At 44.2% G+C, this 16,241-nt stretch carries 17 protein-coding genes; 10 read left to right on the plus strand and 7 right to left on the minus strand.

Translation table 11 applies throughout. The features are described 5' to 3' along the window. Positions 1 to 2 precede the first annotated feature (2 nt). Complete coding sequence (gene mlaE, locus B2248_RS04195) at positions 3 to 782, minus strand: lipid asymmetry maintenance ABC transporter permease subunit MlaE (protein ID WP_007146987.1); 780 nt, start codon at positions 780 to 782, stop codon at positions 3 to 5. Continuing rightward, entirely contained in the window at positions 779 to 1,582 is an 804-nt protein-coding gene (locus B2248_RS04200) for an ABC transporter ATP-binding protein (protein WP_007146988.1), read from the minus strand. The genes mlaE and B2248_RS04200 overlap by 4 nt, the downstream gene beginning before the upstream one ends. A gap of 216 nt (positions 1,583 to 1,798) precedes the next feature. Between B2248_RS04200 and B2248_RS04205 the strand changes: the two genes are divergently transcribed. Genes B2248_RS04205 through B2248_RS04215 form a run of 3 tightly spaced genes read left to right on the plus strand, consistent with a single transcriptional unit; the run spans position 1,799 to position 4,101 of the window. Continuing rightward, positions 1,799 to 2,362 carry an SRPBCC family protein gene (locus tag B2248_RS04205; RefSeq protein WP_273178639.1) on the plus strand — a complete coding sequence of 188 codons (564 nt, stop codon included), beginning with the start codon at positions 1,799 to 1,801 and terminating at the stop codon, positions 2,360 to 2,362. Positions 2,363 to 2,369: 7 nt separating this feature from the next. Next, the gene (locus B2248_RS04210) at positions 2,370 to 3,356 is read left to right on the plus strand and encodes a cytochrome D1 domain-containing protein (protein WP_273178638.1); all 987 of its coding nucleotides are present in this window, start codon (positions 2,370 to 2,372) and stop codon (positions 3,354 to 3,356) included. Next, on the plus strand, positions 3,328 to 4,101 hold the full coding sequence (locus B2248_RS04215) for a class I SAM-dependent methyltransferase (RefSeq protein WP_273178636.1): 774 nt from the start codon (positions 3,328 to 3,330) through the stop codon (positions 4,099 to 4,101). Before B2248_RS04210 ends, B2248_RS04215 begins: the two co-directional genes overlap by 29 nt. A gap of 1 nt (position 4,102) precedes the next feature. Here the strand turns inward: B2248_RS04215 and B2248_RS04220 are convergent, their stop codons facing one another. The 3 genes from B2248_RS04220 to B2248_RS04230 all read right to left on the minus strand — a co-directional run bounded on the left by B2248_RS04220 (position 4,103) and on the right by B2248_RS04230 (position 8,422). Next, positions 4,103 to 5,431 carry a replication-associated recombination protein A gene (locus B2248_RS04220; protein ID WP_273178635.1) on the minus strand — a complete coding sequence of 443 codons (1,329 nt, stop codon included), beginning with the start codon at positions 5,429 to 5,431 and terminating at the stop codon, positions 4,103 to 4,105. After that, positions 5,428 to 6,060, minus strand: coding sequence for an outer membrane lipoprotein chaperone LolA (lolA, locus tag B2248_RS04225; protein WP_273178633.1), 633 nt, complete (start codon positions 6,058 to 6,060; stop codon positions 5,428 to 5,430). The genes B2248_RS04220 and lolA overlap by 4 nt, the downstream gene beginning before the upstream one ends. Positions 6,061 to 6,124: 64 nt before the next feature. Then, positions 6,125 to 8,422 carry a DNA translocase FtsK gene (locus B2248_RS04230; protein ID WP_273178631.1) on the minus strand — a complete coding sequence of 766 codons (2,298 nt, stop codon included), beginning with the start codon at positions 8,420 to 8,422 and terminating at the stop codon, positions 6,125 to 6,127. 134 nt (positions 8,423 to 8,556) lie between these two features. On the opposite strand from B2248_RS04230, the gene trxB reads away from it, so the two are divergent. From trxB to B2248_RS04250, 4 genes are read left to right on the plus strand one after another with little or no spacing between them, the layout of a single operon-like run. After that, the gene (gene trxB / locus B2248_RS04235; RefSeq protein WP_007146995.1) at positions 8,557 to 9,492 is read left to right on the plus strand and encodes a thioredoxin-disulfide reductase; all 936 of its coding nucleotides are present in this window, start codon (positions 8,557 to 8,559) and stop codon (positions 9,490 to 9,492) included. 50 nt (positions 9,493 to 9,542) lie between these two features. Beyond that, positions 9,543 to 9,983 carry a universal stress protein gene (locus tag B2248_RS04240; protein ID WP_273178629.1) on the plus strand — a complete coding sequence of 147 codons (441 nt, stop codon included), beginning with the start codon at positions 9,543 to 9,545 and terminating at the stop codon, positions 9,981 to 9,983. A gap of 3 nt (positions 9,984 to 9,986) precedes the next feature. Further along, on the plus strand, positions 9,987 to 11,264 hold the full coding sequence (locus B2248_RS04245; RefSeq protein ID WP_273178627.1) for an MFS transporter: 1,278 nt from the start codon (positions 9,987 to 9,989) through the stop codon (positions 11,262 to 11,264). Positions 11,265 to 11,320: 56 nt separating this feature from the next. Next, positions 11,321 to 12,352 carry a GGDEF domain-containing protein gene (locus B2248_RS04250; protein WP_273178625.1) on the plus strand — a complete coding sequence of 344 codons (1,032 nt, stop codon included), beginning with the start codon at positions 11,321 to 11,323 and terminating at the stop codon, positions 12,350 to 12,352. Here B2248_RS04250 and B2248_RS04255 read toward each other — a convergent pair. Together B2248_RS04255 and B2248_RS04260 are read right to left on the minus strand one after the other, a co-directional pair. Next, positions 12,345 to 12,629 carry a c-type cytochrome gene (locus B2248_RS04255; protein WP_273178623.1) on the minus strand — a complete coding sequence of 95 codons (285 nt, stop codon included), beginning with the start codon at positions 12,627 to 12,629 and terminating at the stop codon, positions 12,345 to 12,347. The two genes, B2248_RS04250 and B2248_RS04255, sit on opposite strands and share 8 nt — an antisense overlap. Before the next feature lies 1 nt (position 12,630). Beyond that, a complete protein-coding gene (locus tag B2248_RS04260; RefSeq protein WP_273178622.1) occupies positions 12,631 to 13,875 on the minus strand; it encodes a M48 family metallopeptidase in 1,245 nt (414 codons plus the stop codon). 114 nt (positions 13,876 to 13,989) lie between these two features. Here B2248_RS04260 and orn point away from each other — a divergent pair, with 114 nt between their 5' ends. The 3 genes from orn to B2248_RS04275 all read left to right on the plus strand — a co-directional run bounded on the left by orn (position 13,990) and on the right by B2248_RS04275 (position 16,237). After that, the gene (gene orn / locus B2248_RS04265; RefSeq protein ID WP_273178620.1) at positions 13,990 to 14,547 is read left to right on the plus strand and encodes an oligoribonuclease; all 558 of its coding nucleotides are present in this window, start codon (positions 13,990 to 13,992) and stop codon (positions 14,545 to 14,547) included. A gap of 66 nt (positions 14,548 to 14,613) precedes the next feature. After that, positions 14,614 to 14,772 (plus strand): DUF2256 domain-containing protein, encoded by a 159-nt coding sequence (locus tag B2248_RS04270; RefSeq protein ID WP_007147002.1) that lies wholly within the window; start codon positions 14,614 to 14,616, stop codon positions 14,770 to 14,772. Then, positions 14,765 to 16,237 (plus strand): exonuclease domain-containing protein, encoded by a 1,473-nt coding sequence (locus tag B2248_RS04275; protein WP_273270557.1) that lies wholly within the window; start codon positions 14,765 to 14,767, stop codon positions 16,235 to 16,237. Before B2248_RS04270 ends, B2248_RS04275 begins: the two co-directional genes overlap by 8 nt. Positions 16,238 to 16,241: the final 4 nt, after the last annotated feature.

The raw sequence follows: 16,241 nt of genomic DNA on the forward strand, positions 1-16,241 counted from the left end.
CTCTAATCTCCAAACATCAACGCAGTCAGTACAAAGTCCAGTCCCAAGATAGCAAAGGCTGAATGTACTACTGTACGAGTTGTCGCTCTACCAACACCTTCTGACGTTGGCACCGCATCATACCCTTCAAATAAGGCAATCCATGTAACAACAAGACCAAATACGACACTTTTGATCACGCCATTAAAAATATCTTCAAATAAGTCTGTTTTGGCCTGCATCTGAGACCAGAAAGCGCCATCATCAACGCCGAGCAAGCCATGACCGACCAAAAAGCCTCCCAACACACCCACAGCACTAAAAATGGCAGCGAGTAAAGGCATCGAGATAATCCCAGCCAAGAAACGGGGAGCAATAATTCGCTTTATTGGGTCAACAGCCATCATTTCCATACCTGACAACTGTTCTGTACTTTTCATCAGGCCTATTTCGGCAGTCAGTGCAGAACCTGCACGACCAGCGAACAATAGAGCACTGACTACAGGTCCGAGCTCTCTTACCAGAGACAGAGAAACCATGACACCAAGTGACTCTTCTGCACCAAAATCGACAAGCGTATTATACCCTTGCAGTCCGAGTACCATACCGACAAATAAACCAGAAACCAGGATCAGCATCACCGAAAGAACACCGATCGAAAATAACTGCTGTATAACGAGCGAAAACCTCAAAAACAGACCAGGTATGCCTGCTAACATCGCCACTAATAATAGGTGGGCACGTCCAAGACGTTCGAATGAGCCGAGTCCCCATCGTCCAAGACTTCGAATATAGTTTATCATGCATTATCCTCAGGATTGAGTAAGTCCTCAGCGAAGTCGGGGCCAGCGTAATGAAATGGAACTGGGCCGTCCGGCAATCCCTGCATGAACTGCTGAACCCATTGTGAGCCCGAACGTTTCAACTGCACAGGAGAACCGTGTTCGATAATTTTACCCCCTGACATAAGGTAAATATAGTCAGCAATTTCAGCTGTTTCAGCCACGTCATGAGAGACAACAATACTGGTTAATTTCATGGCATCGTTAATACGGTGAATCAGATTAACGAGAGTTCCCATAGAGATAGGGTCCTGGCCTGTAAATGGTTCGTCGTACATGATCATCATAGGCTCCAGCGCAACAGCCCGAGCTAACGCTACACGTCTGGCCATACCACCAGATAACTCGTTTGGTGAAAGATGACGGGCATTACGAAGCCCTACGGCCTGTAACTTCATCAACACCAAGTCGCGTATCATCGATTCCGGCAGGTTGGTATGTTCACGTAGCGGAAATGCGACGTTATCAAAAACATTAATATCCGTTAATAGGGCACCGCTTTGAAATAGCATGCCCATACGTTTACGAAGCTCATAGAGCTCAGAGTGAGATAACTTATGAACATCCTGTCCATCGACTTCTATCGTTCCCTTATCTGGGCGTAACTGACCACCAATCAGCTTTAGTAAAGTGGTCTTACCGGTGCCACTTGGTCCCATGATAGCTGTAACCTTACCACGCTGAATGTCGATGTTTACGCCATCAAAAATGACTCGGTCACCACGATAAAAGTGCAAGTCCCTGATTTTTATCAGTGGCACAGGCTTCTCCGCTTGTCTAGTAGAATATAAAGGTCGTTAATTTTCATTAATATGCGTGACTAAGTCAAATATCCTTGTGGAAAATGTTAAATAGTTCCGATACAGTGTGCAGTCCAACTTATGGTGATACGTGTTCGATGACATTTGTTCAGACTGTGTTCAGGATGGCTTTGTTAACGTCACTGTCGGATTTATTGAAAAACGGAGATAGAAATAATGAAAAAAATATTACAGTTTTTTGCCATTACACTTGCTGTATTACCGATGATTGCAACTGCACATGGTCCAACAAGACAATCTGTTAAAGAATCTGTCTTTATCAATGCTTCACCAGAAAAAGTATGGGCCGTGTTAAGCGACTTTACCGCAATTGATAAATGGCACCCAGCTGTGGCAAGTGTTGAAATGCTAAGTGATAACGAACGTAAATTAACACTGAAAGGTGAAGGTCATCCAACCATCACTGAAAAATTAGAAAAGCTTGATAACGACAAAATGATGATGATCTACAAAATCGAAAAAATGAGCGTTATCAAAACAATTACATATAACAGCAAAGACACACCTTACTACACTCTGCCTGTAAATAACTATAAATCTTGGTTATCAGTCAAAGCGAAAGATGGTGGTTCTGAAGTCACTTGGAAAGGTAAATTCTATCGTTCATTCATGGATAACCCTCCAGTACCAGAAGGTCAAAGTGATGAAGATGCTGTTAATGCCGTTAAAGGTGTTTACACATCAGGTCTGAACAACCTGAAAGCGATGCTGGAAAAATAATTCCATCATGTGGTTTCAAAATGCTCAAAAGGCGACTCTTCTCAGGGTCGCCTTTTTTCTTTCATTCTGCTTCATTCTAACTAGCTGTGCTGATGATAAGCCAGAGTATGCGCTGATTACCAATCAACTATCGAGTAATGTCAGCGTCATCGATCTCAGCACACAGACCGTTATCAAAACCATTCCTGTCGGTGAACACCCAGCTGGTATTAGTGTCAGCCCATATCATGATATGGCTTTTGTCACTAATCCAGACGGACAAACGATTTCTGTGCTTGATTTAAAGTCGCTTACTGAACTCCGTCAGATAAAAGTCGGGCCTGGACCTGTTGGTGTGACATCTTCTAAGGATGGTAAACGCGTCTATGTAGCAGACTGGTACGAAAATAATATTCGAATTATTAATCCTGACTCGGGAGAGTTAATCGATACGATTGCAGTTGGAAAGTCTCCTGCGGGTCTTGTCAGTGATGCAAAGAATCAGCGGCTATATGTGGCTAATCGCGATGATAACAGTGTGTCATTCATTAACCTCAACACTGACGAGGTTACCCATACCATCGATGTTGGTAAGTCACCATTTGGACTGGCCATTTCACCTGATGGCTCTCGTGTTTATAGTGTCAACGTTGAAAGCAGCGATGTCACTGCGATTGATACTAAAACAGCCAAAGTCATCAACACTATTCCTGTCGGAGAATGGCCTTATTGCGCGGTTGTTAGTAAAGATAATAAAAAGCTTTACGTCATCAATCAGGATGAGGCGACCATCTCTGTAGTCGATACCACCTCTTTCAACATTACCAATACTATTGAGATTGAAGATACACCTGAAGGTATAGATATTAGCGCCGATGGTTCACAGCTTTATGCGGTAAACTGGGGAAATAATACCGTTTCTGTAATTGATACTAAAACAGAAAAAGTCATTAATTCCATTGAAACAGGCAAGGGGCCTCGCTCCTTTGGACAGTTTATTACCACCGTTGAATAATGCACTAGATAGTCTCGTGGCAGTGACTTCAGCAGCGCTGCCTCGAGCAAAACTTCTCGAAACAAAACTTTCTGTGCCTATTAAGGCACTTGATAAGTCATTTGTACAACTATTGGTTGAAGAGCAGCGATTGAGTTTGCAGGTGCCTGATATCGGTAAGCCTGTTTTTATCGATTTCAGTTCTGGCAAATATGATCATCGCCGTAAATTCGGTGGTGGCAAAGGGCAGCCATTAGCCAAAGCAGTTGGCATGAAACAAGGACATACACCCTACATTATTGATGCCACAGCTGGCTTTGCCAGGGATGCTTTTGTATTAGCCTCTTTAGGAAGTACAGTCACGATGCTTGAGCAAAGCCCAGTGATAAGTTTGCTGATTGAGGATGCATTACAACAAGAAGAGATGGACGATGAGGTGAGACTCATCACTCAGCGAATGATGATCCATCATGCCAATGCCATCGATTTTTTATCGACTGTACAGGAACGTCCTGATGTCATTTATATGGATCCCATGTACCCCAGCCGGGATAAATCGGCCTTAGTGAAAAAAGAGATGCAGGCGCTACACCAGCTTATCGGACCAGATACCGATAGTGAAGAATTACTCTCGGTGGCGAGACAGGTAGCTCTGCGTCGAGTTGTGGTGAAACGTCCCAAAGGCGCTGAGTTTGTTGGCAATCAGAAGCCAAGCGCCAGTATTCAGAGTAAAAATACCCGCTACGATCTCTACGTCAATAGCTAGATTATTTCTGCCGAGCCTGCTTATCCATAGCTCTGAGTCGCTCTAATTTCTCTGCTATTTTTATTTCCAGGCCACGATTAACCGGTTGATAATATTCCCGCTCACGCATTGACTCGGGGAAATAGGTTTCCCCAATAGCATAAGCATCAGGCTCATCATGTGCATAACGATACTCTCTGCCATAGCCCAGCTCTTTCATCAATTTGGTGGGCGCATTACGTAAATGTACCGGTACTTCAGCCGAGCCATGGGTTTTGGCATCATGCATAGCAGCTTTAAAAGCGGTATACACCGCATTACTTTTGGGTGCACAGGCAAGATAAACAACTGCTTGGGCGATGGCCAATTCACCTTCTGGACTCCCCAGCTTGTCAAAACTTTCCCAGGCATCCAGCGCAATGCGTAAGCCTCGAGGATCGGCATTACCAATATCTTCAGCAGCCATTCTGACCACTCTGCGCATCAGGTATACAGGATCACAACCGCCATCCAACATGCGACATAACCAATAGAGAGCCGCATCAGGTGCTGAGCCACGCACGGATTTGTGCAAGGCTGAAATTTGATCGTAAAAAGCTTCACCGCCTTTATCAAAACGTCGAATCGTCCCGGATAAGACTTCAGCAAGGTCATGCTCATCCACCGCTTTTTGACCTTTGCTGTCAGCCAAATCTACGGCTATTTCAAGCAGATTTAACACTCTGCGACCATCACCATCTGCCGTTTGTGCTAACTGATCACGTAATGACTCGCCAACTTCGATGCCTCGGTCAGCAAGCCCTAACTCCTCGTCTGACATCGCTCTATCAATGATCTGGCGTAAATCCTCCGCTTCTAAGGATTTGAGCACGTAGACCCTGGCGCGGGATAACAAAGCATTATTTAATTCAAAAGAAGGATTTTCTGTGGTGGCACCAATAAAGGTGAACGTACCATCTTCAACATAAGGTAAAAAAGCATCTTGCTGCGATTTATTAAAGCGATGTACCTCGTCCACAAACAACATGGTTCTTCGGCCACGCTCCTGCAATAATTGCTGAGCACGTGCAACAGCCGCTCTCACCTCTTTCACCCCGGCTAAGACTGCCGAGATAGTAATAAACTCCGCATCACAATAACCCGCAATCAGTTTAGCTAAGGTGGTTTTCCCCGTTCCGGGCGGGCCCCAGAAAATCATGGAATGAGGATGCCCAGAAGCAATCGCCTGACGCAGCGGCTTACCTGCACCCAGTAAATGCGTCTGTCCAATATACTGGTCAAGCGTCTTTGGACGCATACGATCCGCTAGGGGCCGTCCAGCTAAGTCATCAACTTGATCAAACAAACTCACTGCTGCGCTTCACCCACAATGTCTATGCCTTCGGGCGCACTAAATTTAAAGGTATCTTTTTTAAACTGCGGATTAATCTTCACCTGGCTGAACATCAAGCGCGTTCTTTGATCAAAGCTATCACGCATGATCATTTGCTGTAACTCATCTTTATTAAAGGCGAGCATCACAGACTGAAAGTTACTGCCACTCTGTTTAGGTGTTAATTCTACCCAGGTTAAACCATCATTAGATGTCAGGTTACGAATATTGTAGCTATCTTCAGGTAGCGCCTGTCCCGATAATAAGGTGGCTGGCGTATCCTCTAAGGCTTCATTTTGGGCTTTAACGGTGACTTGTTCTAAATCAACATCATAGAACCAGACATTCTGGCCATCAGCCACGATATGCTGTGGGTATGGGTCATTGTAATCCCAACGAAATTTACCCGGTCTTGCCAATTGGAATTCGCCCTGAGCCTGTTCAACTAAATTACCATCTGGATCCAGAACGGTTTGCTCAAAATGGGCCTGAAATGTATTCACTTGTTTAACAAAATGATCAAGCTTTTCTGTGCCGCTCATATCTGCCATGGCAACAACAGGAAGCAACAATAGCAAAAAGCCTTGTGCTAAATTTTTTATGGTCATTCAATGACTCCGAAAGATAAATTGCATGTTCTACTGACTCTGGATTGCCAGTCTGGTTCCTGAATTAGTCGCGTGGCGGTGGTGCCAGAACTTCACGACTACCATTACCCTGCATGGCGGATACAACCCCAGCCGCTTCCATCGCCTCGACGATTCGAGCTGCACGGTTATAACCAATTTTCAACCTGCGTTGAATACCTGAAACCGATGCCCGGCGACTTTCCACCACTATCTGCACGGCCTGATCATAGAGAGGATCTGACTCAGCATCACTTGGATCACCAATCGCACTATCGCCGTCATCACTGCTCTGATCCTGAGTGATTTCTTCAAGATAATTGGGTTGTGAGTTTTTCTTTAAGTGCTCGACCACGTTATGTACTTCATGATCATCAACAAACGCTCCATGAACACGTTCAGGAAGTCCGCTACCTGGCGGTAAGTAGAGCATATCGCCCTGCCCTAAAAGTTGCTCAGCGCCCATTTGGTCAAGAATCGTACGTGAGTCAATTCGCGATGACACCTGGAATGCCATCCGTGTTGGAATATTGGCTTTAATCAGGCCGGTAATAACATCCACAGAAGGTCTTTGTGTTGCCAGAATAAGGTGAATACCGGAAGCCCGTGCTTTTTGCGCCAAGCGTGCAATCAATTCTTCGACTTGTTTACCGACCACCATCATCATGTCAGCAAGCTCATCAATGATCACCACAATAAACGGTAATGGCTCTAAGGTAGGTCCTACCTCACCGGGCTCAACATCAATGGTCGGATCTTTAATCGGTTCACCACGTTCAATCGCATCTCTGACTTTTTTGTTGTAACCAGCAATATTTCGCACACCCAAAGCAGCCATTAATGGGTAACGACGTTCCATTTCAGCCACACACCAACGCAAGGCATTAGCGGCTTCTTTCATATCGGTCACGACAGGCGCTAATAAATGCGGAATATCTTCATAGATAGATAATTCCAGCATTTTCGGATCGACCATGATCATACGCACATCATCAGGAGTGGCTTTATATAACAAACTCAGAATCATGGCATTTACAGCGACAGATTTCCCTGAACCTGTTGTCCCCGCGACCAGCAAGTGAGGCATTTTTTCTAAGTTAGCGACTACCGGACGGCCGGCAATATCTTTACCCAAGGCCATCATCAGCATTGACTTGCTATTTTCATACTCTTCACAGGACAGAATTTCACGCAGGCGAACAATTTCCCGACTCTCATTAGGGATTTCTAAGCCCACCACTGGTTTGCCTGGAATTACTTCAACAATCCGAACACTACTGATGGAAAGTGCTCTCGCTAAGTCTTTCGCAAGTCCACTGATGCGGCTGACTTTAATACCTGGAGCGGGCTGCAATTCAAAGCGGGTCACCACCGGCCCTGGCTGAACTTCAACAACCTGAACTTCCACGCCAAAGTCTTTCAGTTTTAACTCAACCTGACGTGACATCGCCTGCAATACTTCTTCACTATAGGCCTGCTTACTGGGTTGAGCCATATCCAATAAAGCCAGTGCCGGCATGCCTGGCGCATCAGGCGTTTCGAATAAAGGCACTTGTTTTTCTTTTTCTTCGCGTTTGCTTGGCTCTTTTTTCTCTATGACAGGCTCAATACGTACTTTTGCCTTATGCTGTAACTTTTCTTTCTGCTGCAAGAAGGTTTCTTCGCGTTTTTGACGAGTGCGCTTAGCATCCAGTTCTTCTCTGATTTCACGTAACCAGCGGGCCACGTGAATAGCGACGACCATCGCCATAGCACCGAGCTTATCAATGACCATCAACCAAGACAGTCCGGTAAAAAGCGTGACTCCGGTCAGTAACACCGCCAGCAATAATAAACTGGTACCAGAAGCGCCAAACACTGACTCAAATCCATGCCCAACAACTTCACCTAGTACACCACCAGCCCCCAAAGGTAACAACGCGGCATAGTCGGTCAGACTTAAGCTGGAGAGGCCACTGGCGGCAGCTAAAGCCATTAATAAACCCACCATTTTTAATACCCAGAAATGCAACGCATCTTCGGTATCAGCACGTTTACCCCAGCTAAATAATAACCACCCACTGAAGCCAATCATCAGTGGCGATAAATAGGCGGGAAAACCAAAGCCATACAGCAACGCATCGGCTAACCATGCACCAACAATGCCACCACTATTAGCAATAACATCATCGGTTCCGGTAGTTGACCAGCCTGGATCAGTCGGTTGGTAAGACCATAAAGACAACAGTAAGTATGCCGCTATTGCGACTGACAAAATCAGTGCTGCCTCACGCAGACGGAAGCCGACTGCGCCAGAGTTGAGTTCTTGTTTCTGCTTGTCATTTACACGTGTCGACTGTGTCACTGTGATATTTCCAACCCTGCCAATAAATTAACGCTTGATTTTAACACAGCTTTTGAAGTTAGATGCTTGTCCAAAATCATTGCAATGGTTACTCTAACCATAGATATCTTATAACTCTCTTGGAGGCACCTCTTATGGCTGACAGCAAACACTGTCGTTTACTGATTTTAGGCTCTGGTCCTGCGGGCTACACTGCTGCGGTTTATGCAGCCAGAGCAGCATTAGAGCCCGTATTGATTACCGGCATTGAACAAGGTGGACAATTAACCACGACCACCGATGTTGATAACTGGCCGGGAGATGATGAAGGTGTCCAGGGACCAGAACTCATGCAGCGTATGCAACGTCATGCTGAACGTTTCGGTACGGATATCATCTTTGATCATATCCACACGACTGATTTATCTCAGCGTCCATTTCGTTTGATTGGTGACGCGGGTGAATATACAGCCGATGCCTTAATCATCGCGACAGGCGCCTCTGCAAAATACTTAGGTATGGAGTCTGAAGAAGCGTTTAAAGGTCGTGGTGTTTCTGCTTGTGCAACTTGTGATGGTTTCTTCTACAAGGGTCAGCATGTCGCTGTTGTTGGTGGTGGCAATACGGCTGTTGAAGAAGCGTTATATCTATCGAATATTGCCTCAAAAGTGACTGTTATTCACCGTCGTGACTCCTTCCGTTCCGAAAAGATTTTATCGAATAAACTGCTGAAAAAAGCAGAAGAAGGTAATGTCGAAATCTTATGGAACCATACACTGGATGAAGTATTAGGTAACGATTCTGGTGTCACTGGCATCAGGGTGAAAAGTACAGAAGATGGTTCAACTCAGGAAGTCCCGGTTCTCGGTGTGTTTATTGCGATTGGTCACCAACCTAACACCGGGATATTTAAAGGCCAGTTAGAGATGGAACATGACTACATCATTCTCAAAAAAGGCACTCAAACCAGTGTCCCTGGCGTGTTTGCTGCTGGCGATGTATCCGATCCTATTTATCGTCAGGCGATTACATCTGCTGGCGCCGGCTGCATGGCAGCATTAGATGCAGAACGCTTTTTAGATAATGATTAAGTAATACGATTAGGGGGCTTAACCAGCCCCCTTTTTCATGAGGGAATAACATGAAATATCAGCATATTTTGATTGCAACGGACTTTTCAAAACAAAAAGATATGATCTGTGCAAAAGCGCGTGAACTCGCTGAACAGCATCAGGCAAACCTCAGCATCTGCCATATTATTGAAGACTTTCCTCTGACCGACTTTGCTTATGAACCAATGATAAGCGTCGATATCGATATGCGTGATGCCCTATTGGAATCTGGTAAAAAACAACTGGCGACGCTGGCTGAAAGTTTATCGATTCCTTTAAATCAGCAGTGGGTTGAATTAGGCACGTCAGGACATGACATCGTCCGTGTTGCTGACGAAAATAATGTTGATCTGATTATTGTTGGTTCACATGGTCGACATGGCTTTAAGCGCCTTTTGGGCTCAACAGCTAATGCGGTACTTCATCACGCTCACTGTGATGTGCTCGCTGTCAGACTTAAGGACGACTAATCGTTGAAATCATCCAACCTGTTGAGCACGGTAAAATTACCGGGCTTTATGAGCTTTATTGCCGTGGCTTTTATCAATGCGATGGTTGATCTTGGTCATAAGATTATTATTCAAAATACCATTTTCAAAATTTATGATGATCAAACGCAGGTTGCGCTGACTGCCGTTGTTAACGGACTTATTCTTTTACCCTTCATCTTTTTATTTACACCGGCAGGCTTTCTGTCAGATCGCTTTTCCAAACCCTCTATCATGAGAATCTCGGCTTTCTCAGCCATCATCATTACCCTGTTAATAACATTGGCTTACTATCAAGGATGGTTTGTTTTCGCCTTTTTCATGACATTGATACTTGCCATCCAGAGTGCAATTTATTCTCCAGCAAAGTATGGCTATATCCGCCAACTAGGCGGTGATGCTCACTTATCTCCTGCCAATGGTTTTATTCAGGCAACCACGATTGTTGCTATCTTAACCGGGATTATTGTCTTTACCGTATTATTTGAATGGCTTCTGCTCGATCAGACCTATCATAATGAAGCCAGCTTAATCAGACACATTGCTCCTGCCGGTTGGCTTTTGGTGATTTTATCTGTTGTGGAATGGCGATTGGCTTGTCGCTTAGCTGATATCAACATTGCATCTACTTCACATCAATTTCCCTGGAAAGATTACGTAAAAGGTCATTTACTGAAAACCAATGTGAAACAGCTAAAAACAAACCCCATTATTTGGTACTCCGTGCTGGGGTTATCGTTTTTCTGGGGGATTTCGCAAACCTTTCTTGCCGTATTCCCTGCTTTTGCAAAAATCGTCCTGGCTGAAAATAACACGATGATTATTCAAGGACTACTGGCTTGCTCTGGCATCGGCATCGTTGTTGGCTCTATGGTCGCTGGAACCGGAGAAAAAGGCCATATCAAAACATCTTTTATCCCTGTCGGTGCTGTCGGGATGAGTCTCATTCTTTTTATTATTCCTGCATTACATACTGTTTCAGCATTTGCGGCGGCGATTTTTAGCTTTGGGCTTTTTGGTGGCCTGTTTATTATTCCGTTAAATGCGCTTATTCAGTTGCATTCCCCCGAGCAACATTTGGGTACCATACTGGCTGGTAATAACTGGGTACAGAACATTGTCATGACCGCGTGTCTTGTCATTACTTTCATCGCAGCTCAAGCCATGTTGTCCAGTAAATTGATATTAATGGCTTTGCCCATCATCACATCACTGTTGGCTTGTTTCGTGTGGCAACGCAGTAAACAAGCACGATATACTTGATTTAATTAGAGAATTAGTGAATTCTCTTGGACAGTTGCCTATATGGATACCAGCACGTGAGTAAAACATTGTCGTTTCCCCCCGTCTATAAACACGAGTTTCAACAGGCCTCAGAAAACTTACGCCAAAGTCTATTATTGGCGAAGCGCCACAACCCCCCCATCACCCCTGTGAACTATGCGGTTTGGTATGAATACGTCTCGGGCGATAATCAGGCTTTGATGAACAGCATTGATACTCGTTTAAAGAAAAATGAAGCAATTACCCCAGAAGTCACGCAATATCTTTATGAAAAATATGTATTAATGGGGATGCCTGAACGGCTTAATAATACCAATAATGGCTTAAAACTCGTTGTTGATAATACTCTGGAAAACCTGAGTAAGGTGGAAGCAACCGCTTCTCAATGCAGCCAGGGTTTAACGCAAAGCCAGGCACAACTCGAAACCTGTAATGATATTGATGAACTCAAAATACTGGTCAACCAGATCCTGATAAACACACAACAGATTAGCAGCAGCAGTGGCGAACTGAAGAGTGAGTTAACACGCTCAACGGAAGAGATTATGAAACTGCGGCAAGAATTGGAAAGCGTAAAAGAAATGGCGAGAACAGATAGTCTGACCGGGCTATTAAATCGTGGCGCCTTTGACAATGAGCTGCAGTATTTATGCAGCAAAGGTTACAGTTTCTCGCTTGTGTTATTTGATATCGATAATTTTAAACGCTTAAATGACAGCTTTGGGCATCTATTGGGTGATAAGGTGCTACAGTTTTTTGCTTCTCTATTAAAAAATCAGTGTAATGATATTCATTTGGCCGCACGTTTCGGAGGGGAAGAAATGGCTATGATATTCATGCATTCCAGTCTCGAAGAGACGTTTATGATTACAGAGAATATTCGTGAAAAATTTTCTGAAAGCCGCCTGAAGAAAAAAGGCAGTCATGAATCTATTGGTCAGGTAACCGTTTCAGCAGGCATCAGTAGCTTCCAAGACAAGGATAGCCCGATTAGTTTGATTGAACGCGCCGATCAAGCACTTTATCGCTCGAAAACGGGCGGTCGTAATCAGGTAAATTTTATTTAAAATGGTAAAACGTCGAATTTAAATAATCGACCACAGTGCGTTTTTGTTGTTCAGTCCATGTAACATCAGCCGCTTTGACACAATAAGATACCCTTTTCTCAAGTCCCGCCAGAGTTTTCACTGTCTTATCGGTTCGACTGTAGAGCTGATAAGGATCTCCTCCTCCAAGGGAAGCATGACACTGCAAACAAGCAGTATCATGCAACTGTTTACCATCAGCAAACACAATACTGCTTAATAATAGTCCGCTAGCAAAGACAATTATTTTTTGCCACATCTCAGGCAGAATTCGTTTGTAAGTGAGCGATCCGCATTGCTGCAGGAGGATGCGAGTCATAAACAGCAGAAACCAGCGGGTCAGGTGTTAAGGTACTGGCATTTTCTTTATACAAAGCGACCAGTGCAGCAATCAAATCATCCGCACTTGATACTGAGGCGGCATAGGCATCTGCTTCGTACTCATATTTACGAGACAGTGAAGTCATCAGCGGATGTAAAAAGAACATAAATACCGGAATAACTAACATGAACAAGGCCAAAGCCATGGCATTTGATTGCTGGCTGACACCCAAACCTCCATAAAACCATGTCTGATTAGATGCCCAGCCAAGAAGCGCCAGGCCGATCAGACTAATCACAGCCATAACCACCATATTTTTCACCACATGCTTACGACGGAAATGACCTAATTCATGGGCAAGAACCGCTTCGATCTGATCTTCATTCAGTGTGTTAAGTAAAGTATCAAAAAAGACGATACGTTTATTACTCCCCAACCCTGTGAAGTAAGCATTGCCATGACCACTGCGGCGTGAGCCATCCATCACAAAAATACCCTGGCTTTTAAAACCGCATCGCGCTAATAGATTTTCTACCCGTTGCTGTAAAGCAGCATCATCCAGCGGTGTAAATTTATTAAATAGCGGTGCAATAAAAGCGGGATAAGCCCACATCATAAATAAGGCGAAACCAATCCATGCCGCCCATAGATATAACCACCATAACTCACCGGTGCTTTGCATCATCCACAGTGCCACCCAAATCAGTAAAGCGCCCATGATCAGCGTTAATAGTGTTTGTTTAATAAAATCTGAAAAAAACAATGCGGGAGTATTACGGTTAAAGCCAAATTTATCTTCTAAAACAAAGGTTCTGTAATAAGAAAAAGGTAAATCTAATAACGATCCGATAACAATAAAGCTCAATAAAAACAGAACGCCCGTCAGCATGGACGACAATCCCAGACCATCCCAGGCGTTAGAAAGTAATGCCAGACCACCGCCAAATGTCCATACCAGGAGAATAATCACGCCATAGATATTTTCTTTACGTCCAAACCGACCTTTCGCCACGGTATAGTCTGCGGCTTTTTGGTGAGCACTCAGACTGATTTGATCCTCAAACGCTTTAGGAACCTTATCGCGATGGGCCTGAACGTGTTTACCTTGCCGCATTGATAACCAGAGTTCCGTTGCCGTCATCAAAAACAAAGCCGCTAAAAATATCCAGCTAAATTCGTTCATAAATTTATGTCCAATTTGAATCTTTATAAAATGTCATGCAGAGTAGCCTTTGATACAATCTGTGGCAAGTTAGTTCAATCAGTCTAAACCCAACTCAACAAAAAGACGGAGATCATGGCCAAAAGTAAAAATAATCTCATCTGGATCGACCTGGAAATGACCGGTCTTGATACCAATAATGACTATATCATTGAAATTGCCACCATTGTGACAGATGCACAACTCAATGTCTTAGCTGAAGGCCCTATTTTAGCCATTCATCAGGATGATGCCATATTAAATGGTATGGATGAATGGAATACTCGCCAACATGGCAAATCTGGTCTGGTTGAACGTGTTCGCAACAGCTCGCTCAACGAGGCTGAAGCCGAACAACAAACCATCGAGTTTCTGAAGAAATACGTTCCTGCCGGTGTCTCACCCATGTGTGGTAACAGTATCTGCCAGGATCGTCGTTTTCTGGCGCGCTGCATGCCAGAACTCGAAGCTTACTTTCACTACCGTAATCTTGATGTGAGCAGCCTGAAAGAACTGGCTCGCCGCTGGGCGCCAAAAGTGGAAAAGAGTTTCAAAAAACGGTCGTCTCACCTGGCAATGGATGATATCAAAGACTCCATTCGTGAACTGGAACACTATCGAGAACATTTCATCAAGCTTCCCGAAGCCGAATAAACACAGTTCACATTGATTTCACAGATAGCGCGACAAGCTATCTGTGAAATTATTTAGTGAACCATTGTGACCCATAATAAAGCCACTCTTCCTCGTAAAATCTGCCCTGTCTGCCAACGTCCTTTTAGCTGGCGTAAGAAATGGCAACGCGACTGGGACAATGTTATTTATTGCTCACAACGCTGTCGTCGTCACCCTCGCTCATCACTATTAGCCTATGACTAAACTGAGCAGTTTCCCCGAACACATGATTCTATTGGACTGTGAGACCACAGGTGGTCGTGCCAGTCACGATCGCATTACAGAAATAGGTTTGATCGAAGTTATTGATGGTGAAGTGAAGTATAAATGGCAAAGCTTAATTAATCCTCAGCGGCCGATTCCTCCCTGGATAAGCAAAATTACTGGAATTGATGATGCGATGGTGATTGATTCACCCACATTTGATGAGATTGCCAGTGAATTGTACGAACGATTACAAGGCACTATTCTGGTCGCCCATAACGCACGTTTTGACTACAGTTTTTTGAAGCAAGAGTTCAAACGTGCTGGTTATGATTATTCTGCCAAAACCTTATGCTCTGTGAAACTGAGCCGGCGGGTCTATCCTCAGCATCAGGGCCATAGTCTGGATAAAATCATCCAGCGTCATCAGATTGATATTCCAGACAGACACCGCGCCATGGCAGATACCGATGCCATCCTGTCTTATTTCACAATTATTCAGCAACAAGTTGATGAAACACTGATACAACAGAGCATCGCCGAGATATTAAAACGCCCCAGTCTGCCCAGTCATTTAGATAATCAGCTCATACAAAAATTACCAGAAGGTCCAGGGGTATATCAGTTTTATGACGAAACTGGCGCACTCCTCTACATTGGAAAATCCGTCAATATCAGAGAACGTGTACTCAGTCACTTTTCTGCCGATCACAGACATCATAAAGAACTGGATATCAGTCAGCAGTTGCATCATATTGACTGGATAGAAACACCCTCCGACTTTGGCGCGCAGTTGCTGGAAAACAGTTATATCAAACAAACTTCACCGCGTTATAACCGTCGTCAGACGAAGATAAAAAAACTGTACCAAATCAGCAGAACAATCAACAAACAAGGTTATGCTGAATTAGATGTCATTCTGGCCGATATGACAGCCGCCTCTGATATCACTAGCAAATACGGTTTATTTCGCAGTAAAAAGCAGGCTCAAACAAAATTACTGGCCTTAATTACGCAATATAAATTGTGTCAACGTCTCTGCCATATTGAAAAGAAACCGTCAGGCAGCTGTTTTGCTTATCAACTAAAAAAATGCCTGGGAGCCTGTTGTGCTAAAGAGCCAGCACAGCGCTATAACCTGCGTGTTGATATGGCCTTGAGTCATATCAAAAATCAACAATGGCCTTGGTCAACGCCCATCATCGTTGCAGAACAATCAACATCAACACAGTCTGATGTCACTCACTATCATCTTATCGATCAATGGTGTTATTTGGGGCAAGTGGATAAACAAAGTGAGCCACAAACCTATTTAACGAATCAGCAGGGCCCGATATTCTTTGATATCGATACCTACAAGATTTTATTACGGTTTTTGACTCCTGCTAAAGCCGCTAACTTTCCTTATCTGACAATTCATCCCCTGGAACATCAATCACCTATCATCATGGATGGTTGGGGTTAACGGT

Source organism: Methylophaga sp. UBA2012, assembly GCF_002335235.1.
In the GTDB taxonomy this organism is placed as follows: domain Bacteria; phylum Pseudomonadota; class Gammaproteobacteria; order Nitrosococcales; family Methylophagaceae; genus Methylophaga; species Methylophaga thalassica.

Coding starts and splice junctions, on each gene's coding strand:
- mlaE (WP_007146987.1), bottom strand. CDS start 782: ATGATAAACTATATTCGAAGTCTTGGACGATGGGGACTCGGCTCATTC.
- trxB (WP_007146995.1), top strand. CDS start 8,557: ATGGCTGACAGCAAACACTGTCGTTTACTGATTTTAGGCTCTGGTCCT.
- B2248_RS04260 (WP_273178622.1), bottom strand. CDS start 13,875: ATGAACGAATTTAGCTGGATATTTTTAGCGGCTTTGTTTTTGATGACG.
- B2248_RS04240 (WP_273178629.1), top strand. CDS start 9,543: ATGAAATATCAGCATATTTTGATTGCAACGGACTTTTCAAAACAAAAA.
- orn (WP_273178620.1), top strand. CDS start 13,990: ATGGCCAAAAGTAAAAATAATCTCATCTGGATCGACCTGGAAATGACC.
- B2248_RS04275 (WP_273270557.1), top strand. CDS start 14,765: ATGACTAAACTGAGCAGTTTCCCCGAACACATGATTCTATTGGACTGT.
- B2248_RS04210 (WP_273178638.1), top strand. CDS start 2,370: ATGTGGTTTCAAAATGCTCAAAAGGCGACTCTTCTCAGGGTCGCCTTT.
- lolA (WP_273178633.1), bottom strand. CDS start 6,060: ATGACCATAAAAAATTTAGCACAAGGCTTTTTGCTATTGTTGCTTCCT.
- B2248_RS04255 (WP_273178623.1), bottom strand. CDS start 12,629: ATGTGGCAAAAAATAATTGTCTTTGCTAGCGGACTATTATTAAGCAGT.
- B2248_RS04205 (WP_273178639.1), top strand. CDS start 1,799: ATGAAAAAAATATTACAGTTTTTTGCCATTACACTTGCTGTATTACCG.